Below are 13478 nucleotides of genomic sequence, written 5' to 3'. Positions count from 1 at the left end.
CGGGCCCTACTCGAAGTGAGCGGCGAGCAGTACCACGTCCTCCGCGCTGTCCGCCTCGTCCAGCCCGTCCGGCAGAACGGCCCGCAGGACGTGGTCGACGACGGTGTCCGGGTCGTGCCGCAGCGCCTTGGGGACCGCGGCCGCCGCCGCGTGCAGCCGCGCGAAGGCACGGTCGGTGGGGTCGCCGGTGCGGTGCAGCAGACCGTCGGTGTACAGCAGAACCGTCTCTCCGGCCTCCGCCTGGATCTCCACGCTCGGTGCCTCCCAGCAGGCGAGCATGCCCAGCGGCGCCGACACCGAGGTCTCCACGAACTCCGTGCGCCGCTCGCCGATCAGCAGCGGCGGGCTGTGCCCGGCACCGGCGAGGGTGATCTTGCGCAGCGCGGGTTCGCAGTAGGCGAAGAGGGCGGTGGCGGAGCGGGCGGGCTCGGTGAGCCGCAGCAGCAGCTCCAGATCGGACAGCACCGCGACCGGGTCCTCGCCCTCCATCACGGCGTACGCCCGCAGGGACGCCCGCAGTCGGCCCATCGCGGCGATCGCGCTGGGCCCGGAACCCGTCACCGACCCGACGGCGAGCCCGAGCGCGGCGTCCGGCAGCGGCAGCGCGTCGTACCAGTCGCCGCCGCCGCGCGGGCCGCTGCGGTGCCGGGCGGCGAGCCGCACTCCGGCGACGCGGGGGAGCCGGGACGGCAGCAGTTCCTCGGCGATCGTCGCCAGGCACGCGCGGGTGCGCTCGAGCTCGACCAGCCGGGCCAGGTGCTCGCCCGCGTAACGGGCGTACAGGCCGACGAGGTGACGCTGGCGCTCGGTCGGCTGGGCGGCCTCGTCGTAGAGCCACACGGCGGCACCGAGACGGCCGACGCCCTTGCTGGAGATTCTGGGCGTGCCCCGGGTGTTGCCGCCCAGGGTGCCGTGGCCGATGACGCCGATGGTGCGGTCGGTTCCTTCGGCGGGGCCTTCGAGGGGCCCCTCGGCGGTCAGGGGAAGCGTGTAGCTGGCCGCGTATCCGAGGCGGGCGGCCACTTCGCGGTGCCGGGGGTCGAGTCCGTCCGCGGCGAACAGGTCGGGTTCGGTGATCTCACCCTCGCCGCCCGGCAGTCCGTCGAGGATGCGGCCGTACGCCAGTGAACTGCGCGGCACGGTCTCGATGTGGCCGACGTCGGCGCGGCCGAGGCCCAGGCCGATGGTGGTGTCGGGGCCGAGTCCGTCGCCCGGTTCCAGGACGGCCAGTCCGCGACGGGCCCCCACCAAGGCGGCGCCGGCGCTCAGGAGTTCCTGGAGGGCGTCGGCGAGCACGTCCGTGCGTGCCAGTCGTTCGGTGAGTTCGTGCAGCGTGGTGAGGTCCGAGACCCAGCCGGCCAGGCGGTCCTGGAGCAGGGCGCCCGGTGCGGTGGGCGAGAAGACCGCGGAGGCGCCAGAGGTGTCAGAGGCGCCCGAGGCGGCAGGCGCGGGCGCGACAGTGTGTGTGGGCGAGGGAACGGTTGAATCGATTCCAGCCACTTTCGAAGGGTGAGGGGCGGTCATGGCGTCCGGCCTTCCGACCGGTGCGTATTGCTCAAAAGCATCGCAAACCCCCATGTCATTCTGCGCCGCTAGCAGTGTCTCCACATGTACACGCACTCGTGAGGGGATGTCCAGCATTGTCCTGCCGGGATTACTGGTGTCCGTGGGCCACCAGTGGACGACGTGCGGAATGGTAAACTTGGCTTAAAAATGCCCCAGGTAAGGGCCTATTGAGGTCGACTGGGCTTGCTCCACAGAGCGTCACACCGGTCGTGATGGGTACGTACTCGGAGAAGGCCAGGGGTGGTTGGGATTCACCCGGAACCTGGCGACGGACCCGGGCGTCTTAGCCATCGACGATCGAGCCCCATCCTCCCGTGGCGGAGGCGAAGAGATACACGCGCGACAGCAAACGCCATACTTCGCCACCCCCACGCCAGCCCATGCTTTTGGTAGACCGCAGTATGGGCGAGGCTGCCGCGGACGCAGCCGACGTTCGACCCATAGGGGTTCCCCTTGTTTCCCACAGGGGTGTGATGCGCCAACAGGTACGCACAGTGAAGTGATCGACACATGTTGTGATGTGGTCCACGGTGTTGCCAGCGGTGCAACGGAAAGGAACGAGCGCTCATGCGCGAGATCCTCGGAAAGCGACGCAGGCTCCTGTCCCAGCGCAGCGACGGGAGGCCTGAGTTGATCAGCGCGGCCCTGACCTTCGCCACGGAATGGCAGTGGCCCGTACTCCCCGGTGTGGCGCCGGACCCGCAGGGGCGGGCCCGCTGCGGCTGCCCCGACCCCGAGTGCACGGTGCCCGGTGCCCACCCCTTCGACCCCGGCCTCCTCGCGGCCACCACCGACGAGCGCATGGTGCGCTGGTGGTGGGCCAACCGGCCCGCCGCCCCCATCGTCATGGCCACCGGTGACAAGGCGCCCTGCGCGGTCAGCCTGCCGGCGCTCCCGGCCGCCGACGCGCTCGGCGAGCTCGACCGTACGGGCATTCGCCTGGGGCCGGTCGTCGCCGCGCCCACCCGCTGGGCGATCCTCGTGAAGCCTTACTCCCTGGAGCAGTTGGGCGAACTCCTGTACGCCCAGGACCACGTCCCCGGCTCTCTCCGCTTCCACGGCGAGGGCGGCTACCTCGCCCTGCCCCCCTCGGAGACCGGCCAGGGTGAGATCCGCTGGGAACGCGCTCCCCTGCCCGGCTCGTCCTCCCCCTGGTTGCCCGACGTGGAGGCCGTGGTGGACGCGGTGGTCGAGGCCCTCACTCGTACGGGTGTGAGCGCACCCGACTTGTAAGGGTGTCGGGCGCGGCCGAACCGACCGGCCGTCGCCGCTCGTTATCTTCCGGTACATGAACTGTCGTCTGCTCGCCCTCGCGGGCGTCGCGGTATGCGCGGTCGCGCTGCCGTTGGCCGTGGCGTCCGCGGGACAGGTGGGCGACGAGCGGCGCCCGTCCGCTCGCGGTGCCGTACGTCCTTCCGCGCCCACCGACGCCCGCGGCGCCGTAGGCCCTTCCGCATCCACCGACGCCCGGGGCGCGGTGCTTCCTTCCGCATCGGCTGGAACGCGCGATGCCCTACGCCCTTCCGCACGCGCCGATGCCGAGATCCGCTCCGCCGAGCCCACCGGTTCCCCGCGGCTGCTCGGCCTGGGGCTGGCCACTGCGGCCCGCTGCGGTCCCGAACTCACCTCTCCCGACGGTGTCGAGGCCCAGACCTGCGTGTTGACGCAGGGTGAGGAGAACTGGGCGCGCACCTACTACCGCAACGTGACCGGCGAGTCGCTGAACGTGATGCTGAGCATGATGGGGCCCGGCGGCCGGACCGTGCAGATGCGCTGTGCCGTGGCCGCCGAGGACGACCCCGGAATGTGCGAGACACCTCGGGAACGCGGCCGGTCAGATGTGGACGCGTACACGGCCGTCGCGGAGTTCGCTCAGTCCGCGACGAAGGGCGGGCGCGGACCGCTGCTGCTGCGTTCCGGGAGCAACTCCGGTACGTCTACGGGCAGTTGACGCGCGATTCCATTCCGTAAAGGGAGTCCGCGCAAAGAAAGGCCCGGTTGCTGGCGACGGGGGATGCACCAGCAACCGGGCTACTCGAACGGTAACAAGAGATCGGCGGTTCGCAAATTCGATCTCGCTTTTTCCTCGGCTATTCGGACACCGACTGGCTTGTCCTGAGCGGGAGTTGAGAGCCGGTCCACCGAAGCGGGCGTGATCGCGTGCGGCTGACCGGTCAGTCAGCCGCACGGACTTCGTCAACTCAGCGTGACCTGCCGGTTGGTCAGTCCGCCGCGCGCGCGGCGCTCCTCGGCGGTCAGCGGCGCGTCCGACGCCAGGGCGGCGGAGAGGCGCTCGGCGAACTCGGTGGCGGGCTTCTCGATGTCCTCCGCCGTGACGTCGCTCGGCAGGTCCCAGACCGGCACGATGAGCCCGTGAGCGCGGAAGGAACCCACGAGTCGGGTGCCCTCGCCCAGGTTCGACCGGCCCGCCGCGTGCAGTCGCGCGAGAGCGTCCAGAAGCTGCTCCTCGGGGTGCGGCATGACCCAGCGCAGGTGGTTCTTCTCCGGGGTCTCGCACCAGTACGCCGCGTCCACGCCGGTCAGCCGCACGGTCGGGACGGCGGCGGCGTTGGCTCGCTCCAGGGAGGCGGCCACCTCCGGCGTCGCGTTCTCCGCGTCCGGGACCCAGAACTCGAAGCCCGCGTGCACAACTGGCTCGAACACGCCTTCGGGGTCGAGCAGGTCCTGCAGCCGCGGACCGTCGGCCGGTGCGCGGCGGCCCTCCACCGGAGTGCCCGGGTCCGCCGTGAGGGCGCGCTGCAGGGTGTCGGCGAGGTCGCGGCTGATGTCGCCGGACGCCGTGTCGTTCTGCAGGCCGAGCAGCACCGAACCGTCGTCACGGCGCAGGGCGGGCCAGGCCATCGGCAGGACCGTCGCCAGCGTGACCGACGGGACGCCCTCGGGGAGGCCGTCCTTCAGCGTCAGCGCGACCGTCGAGGCCGGCACCAGCTCGCGCAGGGCCACCCAGTCGCACTCGCCCGACAGTCCTTCGAAGGGCCGGTGCACCAGCTCGGTCGCGGCGTGCGCGGCCGCCCGGCCGTGGCAGGCCTTGTAGCGGCGGCCACTGCCGCACGGGCAGGGTTCGCGGGCACCGACGACCGGAACGGGCCCGTCAGCGCCTGCGGCGCGGGCCCCGTTGGTGGGCTGTGGCCGTGTGGCCTTCGTCTGGGGGCGCTTCTTGGCCATGGTGGGTGTCTCCCGGTTACGGCTCGTCTCGTACGGGCGCGAGCCTAGCCGTTCACGACGTCACGGACGGGAGCCTGTGGACAACGGGGCGGACGTGCCTCCGCCGAGCCGTGGCCTCGTCTTCGCCCTGTCAGCCGACCGCGCCTTCGCCCCCGTCGACCGGTCGGGTCACCTGGGTCCGTCGCTCGTGGTCAGTCCAGGTCGTCGAACGCGTCCGCGAAGTCCAGGCCTGGCACCGATGACACCGAGGGCCCCAGGGAGGCGCCTCCCGCCCGGGCGAAGTCGCGAGCCGGGGAGCGGGCGGCGAAGTCGTCGTGGCGGTGCCCGGCGTCCGGATCGTGCACGTCGACATGGACCACGACCCACACCGTGACCTCGCCCCGGGTGTCGTCGCGTACGCCCCAGTCGTCCGCCAGCGCGGTGATGATGTTCAGCCCGCGGCCGCCGTGCGCGGTGACCGAGGGCGTGGCCGGAGCGGGGCGGGTGGGCCCACCGCCGTCCGTGACCTCGACCGTGAGTCTGCCCAGGGGGTCCACCTGCCAGGCGGCGCGGACATCGCCGTCCCCGGCAAGGGCGTCGCCCAGCGGCCGGCCGTGCCTGCACGCGTTACTCAAGAGTTCGGACAGGATCAGTACGGCGTCGTCGATGACCGATTCCGACACACCGCCCCTGCGTAGCTGCGCCCGCATGCGGTGCCGCGCCTCGCCCACGCCCGCAGGGCCATGGGGTACGGCCATGCTCGACGACGCGGGCACCTCCTGTGCCACCACCAACGCCACCCCCGAGACCTCCTTTGCCCCACGCCACGGTGTGGATGCCCCATTGGCCTGAACCGGAAACCGGCCAATCCAGGTCCGATGACGCATTCGCACACTTCGAACACGGAACGAACGCGCCGGAGCACACCCTGTAGTGGTCTGGCCGGATTTCGTCGTTATGGCCGAGCTGGAGGATGGCGTCAGGGGAGTGGCTGGGTCAAGGGTTCTTTCACAGGTCTTGACCAATCAGCGGCCGAGGCGGTGCAGCACCGCCGCCGGACGGTTGGTGATGATGGCGTCGACCCCCAGGTCGAGGCAGAGGTCGACGTCCTCCGGCTCGTTCACGGTCCACACGTGCACCTGGTGGCCGACCCGCTTCAGACGCTCGATGTACGCGGGATGGTTGCGCACGATCCGGATCGACGGGCCCGCGATCCGGACACCGGCGGGCAGCCGCCCGTCGCGCAGCCGGGGCGAGACGAACTGCATCAGATAGACCGTCGGCAGGGTCGACGAGGCGGCCCGCACCCGGTGCAGCGAGCGCGCCGAGAAGCTCATGACCCGTACCGGCGAGTCACCGCAGGAGTCGGGGGCGTCGAGCCCGAAGCGCTTCAGCAGGAGCATCAGCCGCTCCTCGACCTGCCCCGCCCACCGGGTGGGGTGTTTGGTCTCGATGGCCAGCTCCACCCGCCGCCCGGAGTCCGCCACCAGCTCCAGCAGCCGCTCCAGGGTCAGCACCGAGGTCTCCTCGCGGTCCTCCGGACGGAACTCCCAGTCGGGCTCCTCGTCGCGCGTGCGCCAGAAGTCCCGCGTCCTGCGCGAGCCGAAGTCCAGAGCGGCGAGGTCGGCGAGCTCCAGCGCGGAGACGGCTCCGCGGCCGTTGGACGTACGGTTGACGCGACGGTCGTGGACGCAGACGAGATGGCCGTCCGCGGTGAGGCGTACATCGCATTCGAGGGCGTCGGCGCCGTCCTCGATCGCCTTCCTGTACGCGGCCAGCGTGTGTTCGGGGGCCTCCTCGGAGGCTCCGCGGTGGGCGACGACCTGAGTGCGGTGCTGTCGTACGTGGGTCACCGCGTCATGGTGCCACCGCCTGCGGGTACGCGTGCGAACGGAGGCCTCGGAATTGCGCCTCATATGTCCGAGGTGGCCTATATAAAGAGTGATCCCGGACGCACAGGCACCGCTTATGGTGCTCTGACGGCCCGTGGGAAAAGCTGACGGCATACAAATACACATGCACAGCTGCATCGCGCCGGACCGTTGAGCTACGTGACGAGCGTGACCGAGTGCGACCGAAAACAACAGCCGTGGACCGAGGAGACAAGCTGTGAGCACAGAGAACGAGGGCACCGCGGTACCCCCGGCCCCGTCCGCACCCCCTGTGCCGGTGGCTGCTCCCGCTGCGTCGGCGCCCGAGGAGCACCCCGCTCCCCCGCAGGGAGCCCCGACGACTCCGATCCCTCCGGTTCCGTCGGACAACCACGGCGGTCAGGAGCAGGCACCGCCGCATGCCGGCCAGACGCCCGCGTACCCCGCGGCGAGCGGCGGCGCTCCCCAGGGGCCGTACGGACAGCCCCAGGGACAGCAGCCCCAAGGCTCCGCCCCGCAGGGCGACTGGCCGCCGCCGGCACCGCCGACCGTCCCGTCGTACGGCGGCGGCTCCGGTGGCGGGGGTTCCGACTGGGGCGCCTCCTACCAGCAGCCCGCGCCGAAGCCCCGCAGCGGTCGTGGCGGACTGGTCGCCGGGATCCTGGTGGCCGCGCTGGTGGCGGGCGGCCTGGGCGGCGGTCTCGGTTACACCCTCGCCAAGGACAACGACTCCAGCTCCTCGACGACCGTCTCCGCCTCCGACAGCGGCGGCACCGTCAAGCGTGACCCCGGCACGGTCGCCGGCGTGGCCGCCAAGGCGCTGCCCAGCACCGTCACCATCGAGGCCGAGAGCAGCAGCGGCGAGGGCGGCACCGGCACCGGCTTCGTCTTCGACACCGAGGGCCACATCGTCACCAACAACCACGTGGTGGCGGACGCGGTCGACGGCGGCAAGGTCACGGCGACCTTCCCGACCGGCAAGAAGTTCGACGCGGAGGTCGTCGGCCACGCCCAGGGCTACGACGTGGCGGTCATCAAGCTCAAGAACGCGCCGTCGGACCTCAAGCCGCTGACGCTCGGCAACTCCGACCAGGTCGCCGTCGGCGACTCCACGATCGCCATCGGCGCCCCGTTCGGACTGTCCAACACGGTCACGACGGGCATCATCAGCGCCAAGAACCGCCCCGTGGCCTCCAGCGACGGAAGCGGCTCCAACGCCTCCTACATGAGCGCCCTCCAGACGGACGCCTCGATCAACCCGGGCAACTCCGGCGGCCCGCTGCTCGACGCCCAGGGCAACGTCATCGGAATCAACTCCGCGATCCAGTCCAGCAGCGGCGGCGGCCTCGGCGGCACCACCCAGTCCGGCTCGATCGGCCTCGGCTTCGCCATCCCGATCAACCAGGCCAAGTACGTCGCCCAGCAACTGATCCAGACCGGCAAGCCGGTCTACGCGAAGATCGGCGCGTCGGTCTCCCTGGAGGACGGCACGGGCGGCGCCCAGATCACCGAGAAGGGCGCCAGCGGCTCCGAAGCGGTCGAGGCCGGCGGCCCCGCCGCCAAGGCCGGCCTCAAGCCCGGCGACGTCATCACCAAGCTCGACGACCACGTGATCGACTCCGGCCCCACCCTGATCGGCGAGATCTGGACCCACAAGCCCGGCGACAAGGTCACGGTCACCTACGAGCGCGGCGGCAAGAGCCACACCGTGGACCTCACCCTGGGCTCCCGCCAGGGCGACAGCTGACACCCACCCGCCCGCACCGACCCGTTACTCTTGTCCCCGCGCCGCCGATCAGCCGGCGACGCGGGGTGGGTTGCCCGAGCGGCCTAAGGGAACGGTCTTGAAAACCGTCGTGGCAGCGATGTCACCGTGGGTTCAAATCCCACACCCACCGCAGTAGGTAAGAAAGTGCGGGTCAGAAGGGGTGCTCCGGTCACGGGGTGCCCCTTCCGCGTGTGTGGGGTGCCCACTCGCCGGTGCGCCGGCGGCCAGGAACGGTGCCGGAGTCGGTGGGCGGCCGGTCAGGCGGCGGTCGGGGCTGAGGACGCCGATCGCAGCAGCCGCAGTTGGCCGATCTCCGCCGCGTTCTTCATCAGCTCGGCGTTGGCCCAGGCGAGCATGTCGGCGAGGGTGTGTTCGGGGTCGTTCGGCCAGGGGAAGGGGGCCGTGGTGTCCAGGTCGTGGTCGGTGAGGCCGGCGAGGCGGGTCAGCCAGGACGTGCGCAGGTCGCGCAGCCAGTCCACGGTCGGCTTTCCGGGGCCGGGCCAGGTGACGTCGGTGCGGTCCCGGGGCGGGCGGCCCTCCAGGTGGTCGAGGGTCACGCTCCACCACCAGCCGATGTGCCAGCTCAGCCAGCCGACGGTGGGCACGGGCACGGGGTCGGGCTCGGTCTCCGCCCAGTCCGGTACCCAGGCGCCCTCGGCGGTCCGGCGGACCGTCCAGCAGTGGGGCGCCGGTTCCCACAGGAAGTCCTCGGGCTCCAGCCGGTCCAGGTGATATTCGAACAGGGACCAGGTCAGGTCGAACTGCCGGCGCAGCAGGTCGGATCGGGAGACGGTCACCGACCGACCTTGGCACACCGGCCGGTGTCCTGGGAAAGGGATTTCTACGGCTCCGATCCGGGAGGGGGATCTGGGAGGGGCTACAGCTCGTAGTCCGAGGCCAGCTCCTCCCAGGGGAGTTCCCGCAGCGTGGGTTCGGCCTCGCAGTCGTACGGCACTCGGGGAGTGGACTGGAACCAGATGACGGTGAGGGTGGAGCGGTGCAGGGTCGGGTCGCTGCCCGGGGCCAGCGCCGTGGAGTGGAACACTCCGACGCACGCCACCGACGGCAGCACCTCCACGGGGCCGAACGCGCCGGTGTATTGGTGGGGACGCTCACGCGGCGGCGGCACCAGATGCGTCGGCGCGGCCGGGAACGCCCGCTGGGCCGACCGTACGAGGCCCTCGATCCGTACGTCGTTCACCGGCTTGCAGGGATAGTGCTCCGGCATCCCGCCGTACGTCGAGGAGAGCCGCAGCTCGGCGAGGTCGAGTGAACGGCCGGATGTGAGGACCACGCGGCTGAGGGACATGGTCGGCGCTGCGGGACGGCGGCGGTGCATGGTGGTGCTCCTGTGTTCTTCACGACCTCACGGCCGGTGTCCCGACATCCGTGCCGCCGACGCGATCGTCGCCCGTGCCTCGCGTTCGCTGAGCCCCGTGTTCACGGCCGCGTCGACGAGCGGGGCGACGAGGTCGGGGCCGATGCCGTTCTCGTAGGCGCGGCAGGCGGCCCAGAACAGGCGGGTGTTGCGCTGGCCCGCGTGCGCGCCGAGGACGAACTGGACCAGGCCCTGGCCGTGGGCGCCAGAGGCCTGCGGCGTGGACTGGGGCGTGGGGTGGTGGGTTCGGGGCGGGGGCAGCAGGAGCCGCAGGAGCTCGGGTGGGCAGGGCGCGGGGGCGAGGTGGGCGGTGCCGGGGACGGTGGTGTACTCGCCGTGGTCGGTGCGCGAGCCGGGGCCGACGAGGTAGCCGCCGGCGCCCCGGATGTCGATGCCGGGGGCGAGCCGGCCGGCTGAGTTGGGGACGACCACGTCCGGCGGACCGCTCAGCCAGAGGTGCCGGCCGCCGCTCGGGGTGAGTACGACGACCGTGTCGGGGATCGTGAACAGGTGCCGGAGGGCGAGCTCGCGCAGGGCGGCCGAGGCGTCCGTACCGGACTTCGTGTCGAGGTCGACACCGACCAGGTGGTGGGGCGGGAGGCCGCACGCGATGCCGTACCCCGTGGCCCAGGGCGCGGCGGCGAACAGGTCGCGGATGCGCGCCGGGTCGGTGGCGGCGTCGTAGACGCCGTGGCCGAAGCGTCCGCACTCGCCGTGGCAGGGCGGGGCCGCGGGGTCGTCGCGGTGGGGTGAGCGCAGGGCCGGGAGCTTCGTCCGGGACAGGGGGAAGACGGCCAGTCCGCGTTCGGCGGCTGACAGGGCGTGCGCGAGGGCCAGCGTCGTGGCCTGCCGGTTGGTGGTGGCCATGGCTCTATTTTCGTACGGATGTTCGAAAAAGGGAAGAGGGGGTGACCATGGCTCCCGAGAGGTGGGGTGGGGGGAGTGGCTCTGGTCTCGCGGCGGTGGGCGGGGAGGGGGGCGTCGGAGCGGCCTGTCCGTGGGGCGATGCCTTGACACCTCTCCGTATCTGACGGACAGTCAGAAACCTTCGTGGGCACGTGATGTGGACGGTGAGGGGGCGAGGATGGGTGAGAAGGCGGAGGTGCGCGGGGCTCCCGAGCGCGGCCGGTCCGGTGACGGCACCCTGGACCTGCGGCTGAAGGCTTTCGAGGGGCGGCGGGCAGCCGTGGCCGGCATCGGCAAGGACCCCGTCAACGCGCCCATGATCCGGCACTGGTGCGAGGCGATGGGCGACGCCAATCCGGCGTACACCGGCGTGGACGCGATCGCCCCACCGACCATGCTCCAGGTGTGGACCATGGGCGGCCTGTCCGGTCACACCGCGCGGACCGGGGCGTACGACGAACTGCTCGCCCTCCTCGACGAGGCGGGCTGCACATCGGTGGTCGCCACCGACTGCGAGCAGGAGTACGGCAGAGCTCTGCGTCCCGGTGACGAGGTCACCTTCGATGCGGTCATCGAGTCGGTGTCCGAGCGGAAGACGACCAAGCTCGGCACCGGGTACTTCGTCACGACCCGGATGGACGTCCGGGCGGGCGACGACCTGGTCGGCACCCACCGCTTCCGCATCCTCAAGTACGCCCCGGCACGCAGACCGCCGTCCTCGGACAAGCCGCCACGATCCCGCCCCGCCACGCGCCCCCGTCCCGTCGTCAACCGTGACAACGCCGGGTTCTGGGACGGCGTACGACAGCACCGGCTGCTCATCCAGCGGTGTACCGCCTGCGCGACGCTCCGTCTCCCCTGGCTGCCGGGCTGCAACGCGTGCGGCTCCCCCGACTGGGACACCGTCGAGGCGGGCGGCGAGGGCCGGGTCTTCTCGTACGTCGTCCTGCACCATCCGCCCTTCCCCGCCTTCGACCCGCCCTACGCGGTGGCCCTGATCGAACTCGCGGAAGGCGTCCGCATGATCAGCAACGTGGTCGGCGTGCCGTACGACAAGGTGCGGATCGGGCAGCCGGTGCGACTCGAGTTCCAGGAGTACGAGGACGAGTTGGTGCTGCCGGTCTTCCGCGTCGGAGAGGAGACCGGATGAGGGCGGCCGGACATCGCATCAAGGCCGGGGACCAACTCCCGCCCCTGGAGATCCCGATCACCCGCACCCTCGTCGTCGCCGGCGCGATCGCCTCCCGCGACTACCAGGACGTGCACCACGACGCCGAGCTGGCCCGGCAGAAGGGCTCCCCCGACATCTTCATGAACATCCTGACGACGAACGGCCTGGTCGGCCGGTACATCACCGACCACTTCGGCCCCCGGGCGGTGCTCCGCAAGGTGGCCATCAGGCTCGGCGCCCCCAACTACCCAGGCGACTCGATGGTGTTGACGGGCACCGTCGAGGACGTGACCGACGAGGTGGGCGGCGAGGGGGGCGGCGACACCGTGACCGTCCGCGTGGTCGGAGCCAACGCGATCGGCAGACACGTGACCGGCACCGTGACGGTCACCGTGCCGAGAGCGGAGCCCGGGGAGCCGAGGAGGCCGCGGTGAGCGCCCGTTCGCGGGACGCCCTCGGCGGACGGGCGGCGATCGTCGGCATCGGGGCCACGGAGTTCTCCAAGGACTCGGGGCGCAGCGAGCTGCGGCTGGCGGCGGAGGCGGTGCGGGCGGCGCTGGACGACGCCGGCCTCGGGCCGGACGACGTGGACGGCATGGTGACCTTCACGATGGACACCAGCCCGGAGATCACCGTCGCCCAGGCCTGCGGGATGGGGGAGCTGTCCTTCTTCTCCCGAGTCCACTACGGCGGCGGGGCGGCCTGCGCCACCGTCCAGCAGGCCGCGCTCGCCGTGGCCACGGGCGTGGCCGAGGTGGTCGTCTGCTATCGCGCCTTCAACGAGCGGTCGGGCCGGAGATTCGGCTCGGGCGTGCAGCACCGGGAGCCGTCGGCCGAGGGGGTCGCCCTGGGCTGGTCCCTGCCCTTCGGGCTGCTCACTCCGGCGTCCTGGGTGGCGATGGCGGCCCAGCGGTACCTGCACACGTACGGTCTGACCCCGGAGGCCTTCGGGCAGGTGGCGGTGACGGACCGCCGATACGCGGCGACCAACCCTGCCGCCTACTTCCACGGCCGCCCCATCACCCTCGCCGACCACGCCGCCTCCCGCTGGATCGCGGAGCCGCTGCGCCTGCTGGACTGCTGCCAGGAGACCGACGGCGGCCAGGCCCTCGTCGTCACCTCCGTCGAGCGGGCACGGGACCTGCCCCACCCGCCGACCGTCGTCTCGGCGGCGGCCCAGGGCGCGGGCCGGGGACAGGAGCAGATGACGAGCTTCTACCGTGACGACCTGACCGGCCTGCCGGAGATGGGCGTGGTGGCCCGGCAACTGTGGCGGACCTCGGGTCTCGCCCCCGCCGACATCGACGTGGGGATCCTGTACGACCACTTCACGCCGTTCGTGCTGATGCAGCTGGAGGAGTTCGGCTTCTGCGAGAGGGGAGAGGCCGCGGATTTCGTCCGCCGGGCCGCGTTGCCGTTGAACACACACGGGGGGCAGCTCGGCGAGGCGTATCTGCACGGTATGAACGGCATCGCGGAAGGCGTACGACAGATTCGCGGCACGGCCGTGAACCAGGTACCGGGGGCGAGCCGGGTCCTGGTGACCGCGGGGACGGGGGTGCCGACATCGGGCCTGGTCCTGGCCTCGGACGGGTGAACCGTGGAGATCGCGGAGGGGATGACCCTCAGGGGTTATCCCGCAGTACGTCCGGT

13 protein-coding genes and 1 tRNA gene are annotated in these 13478 nt (G+C 71.5%); 7 read left to right on the top strand and 7 right to left on the bottom strand.

Annotated elements, in window-relative coordinates:
* Positions 1-6 precede the first annotated feature (6 nt).
* Positions 7-1641: a PP2C family protein-serine/threonine phosphatase gene (locus tag ACFYRY_RS36790; RefSeq protein WP_389155873.1), complete on the bottom strand. Its 1635-nt coding sequence runs from the start codon at positions 1639-1641 to the stop codon at positions 7-9.
* Positions 1642-2133: 492 nt separating this feature from the next.
* Between ACFYRY_RS36790 and ACFYRY_RS36785 the strand changes: the two genes are divergently transcribed.
* On the top strand, positions 2134-2799 hold the full coding sequence (locus ACFYRY_RS36785) for a bifunctional DNA primase/polymerase (protein WP_356764653.1): 666 nt from the start codon (positions 2134-2136) through the stop codon (positions 2797-2799).
* A 55-nt stretch (positions 2800-2854) separates the two neighbouring features.
* A complete protein-coding gene (locus ACFYRY_RS36780) occupies positions 2855-3517 on the top strand; it encodes a hypothetical protein (protein WP_389155870.1) in 663 nt (220 codons plus the stop codon).
* Positions 3518-3762: 245 nt separating this feature from the next.
* On the opposite strand, the gene ACFYRY_RS36775 is transcribed toward ACFYRY_RS36780, so the two are convergent.
* The 3 genes from ACFYRY_RS36775 to ACFYRY_RS36765 form a co-directional block, all read right to left on the bottom strand.
* Positions 3763-4752, bottom strand: coding sequence for a DUF5926 family protein (locus ACFYRY_RS36775; RefSeq protein ID WP_389155867.1), 990 nt, complete (start codon positions 4750-4752; stop codon positions 3763-3765).
* A gap of 191 nt (positions 4753-4943) precedes the next feature.
* Positions 4944-5618: an ATP-binding protein gene (locus ACFYRY_RS36770; protein ID WP_389155864.1), complete on the bottom strand. Its 675-nt coding sequence runs from the start codon at positions 5616-5618 to the stop codon at positions 4944-4946.
* A 138-nt stretch (positions 5619-5756) separates the two neighbouring features.
* A complete protein-coding gene (locus tag ACFYRY_RS36765; RefSeq protein WP_389155861.1) occupies positions 5757-6584 on the bottom strand; it encodes a glycerophosphodiester phosphodiesterase in 828 nt (275 codons plus the stop codon).
* Between the two features lie 256 nt (positions 6585-6840).
* On the opposite strand from ACFYRY_RS36765, the gene ACFYRY_RS36760 reads away from it, so the two are divergent.
* Together ACFYRY_RS36760 and ACFYRY_RS36755 are read left to right on the top strand one after the other, a co-directional pair.
* A complete protein-coding gene (locus ACFYRY_RS36760) occupies positions 6841-8349 on the top strand; it encodes a S1C family serine protease (protein WP_389155858.1) in 1509 nt (502 codons plus the stop codon).
* 64 nt (positions 8350-8413) lie between these two features.
* A tRNA-Ser gene (locus tag ACFYRY_RS36755) sits at positions 8414-8500 on the top strand.
* Positions 8501-8627: 127 nt separating this feature from the next.
* Here the strand turns inward: ACFYRY_RS36755 and ACFYRY_RS36750 are convergent.
* The 3 genes from ACFYRY_RS36750 to ACFYRY_RS36740 all read right to left on the bottom strand — a co-directional run bounded on the left by ACFYRY_RS36750 (position 8628) and on the right by ACFYRY_RS36740 (position 10615).
* A complete protein-coding gene (locus ACFYRY_RS36750) occupies positions 8628-9167 on the bottom strand; it encodes a DinB family protein (protein WP_389155856.1) in 540 nt (179 codons plus the stop codon).
* A gap of 80 nt (positions 9168-9247) precedes the next feature.
* Positions 9248-9709: a hypothetical protein gene (locus ACFYRY_RS36745; RefSeq protein WP_389155854.1), complete on the bottom strand. Its 462-nt coding sequence runs from the start codon at positions 9707-9709 to the stop codon at positions 9248-9250.
* Between the two features lie 27 nt (positions 9710-9736).
* Positions 9737-10615, bottom strand: a complete 879-nt coding sequence (locus tag ACFYRY_RS36740) for a bifunctional DNA primase/polymerase (RefSeq protein ID WP_389155851.1) — start codon at positions 10613-10615, stop codon at positions 9737-9739.
* A 217-nt stretch (positions 10616-10832) separates the two neighbouring features.
* Here ACFYRY_RS36740 and ACFYRY_RS36735 point away from each other — a divergent pair, with 217 nt between their 5' ends.
* The 3 genes from ACFYRY_RS36735 to ACFYRY_RS36725 are packed head-to-tail and all read left to right on the top strand — an operon-like array spanning position 10833 to position 13422.
* A complete protein-coding gene (locus tag ACFYRY_RS36735) occupies positions 10833-11804 on the top strand; it encodes a bifunctional MaoC family dehydratase N-terminal/OB-fold nucleic acid binding domain-containing protein (protein WP_389155848.1) in 972 nt (323 codons plus the stop codon).
* A 17-nt stretch (positions 11805-11821) separates the two neighbouring features.
* On the top strand, positions 11822-12259 hold the full coding sequence (locus tag ACFYRY_RS36730; RefSeq protein ID WP_389156251.1) for an acyl dehydratase: 438 nt from the start codon (positions 11822-11824) through the stop codon (positions 12257-12259).
* Complete coding sequence (locus ACFYRY_RS36725) at positions 12256-13422, top strand: lipid-transfer protein (RefSeq protein WP_389155845.1); 1167 nt, start codon at positions 12256-12258, stop codon at positions 13420-13422. The genes ACFYRY_RS36730 and ACFYRY_RS36725 overlap by 4 nt, the downstream gene beginning before the upstream one ends.
* The last annotated feature ends 56 nt before the right edge of the window (positions 13423-13478 follow it).

This window comes from Streptomyces sp. NPDC005263 (assembly GCF_042872365.1).
In the GTDB taxonomy this organism is placed as follows: Bacteria; Actinomycetota; Actinomycetes; order Streptomycetales; family Streptomycetaceae; genus Streptomyces.
Note: the sequence above shows the minus strand (reverse complement) of the source record. Positions and strands in the feature narration are given on the sequence as shown.

Bases quoted from the DNA above. Each gene is read 5' to 3' on its own strand.
- ACFYRY_RS36775 (WP_389155867.1), bottom strand. From the start codon at position 4,752: ATGGCCAAGAAGCGCCCCCAGACGAAGGCCACACGGCCACAGCCCACC.
- ACFYRY_RS36745 (WP_389155854.1), bottom strand. From the start codon at position 9,709: ATGCACCGCCGCCGTCCCGCAGCGCCGACCATGTCCCTCAGCCGCGTG.
- ACFYRY_RS36790 (WP_389155873.1), bottom strand. From the start codon at position 1,641: ATGCTGGACATCCCCTCACGAGTGCGTGTACATGTGGAGACACTGCTA.
- ACFYRY_RS36735 (WP_389155848.1), top strand. From the start codon at position 10,833: ATGGGTGAGAAGGCGGAGGTGCGCGGGGCTCCCGAGCGCGGCCGGTCC.
- ACFYRY_RS36740 (WP_389155851.1), bottom strand. From the start codon at position 10,615: ATGGCCACCACCAACCGGCAGGCCACGACGCTGGCCCTCGCGCACGCC.
- ACFYRY_RS36770 (WP_389155864.1), bottom strand. From the start codon at position 5,618: ATGCGTCATCGGACCTGGATTGGCCGGTTTCCGGTTCAGGCCAATGGG.
- ACFYRY_RS36780 (WP_389155870.1), top strand. From the start codon at position 2,855: ATGAACTGTCGTCTGCTCGCCCTCGCGGGCGTCGCGGTATGCGCGGTC.
- ACFYRY_RS36785 (WP_356764653.1), top strand. From the start codon at position 2,134: ATGCGCGAGATCCTCGGAAAGCGACGCAGGCTCCTGTCCCAGCGCAGC.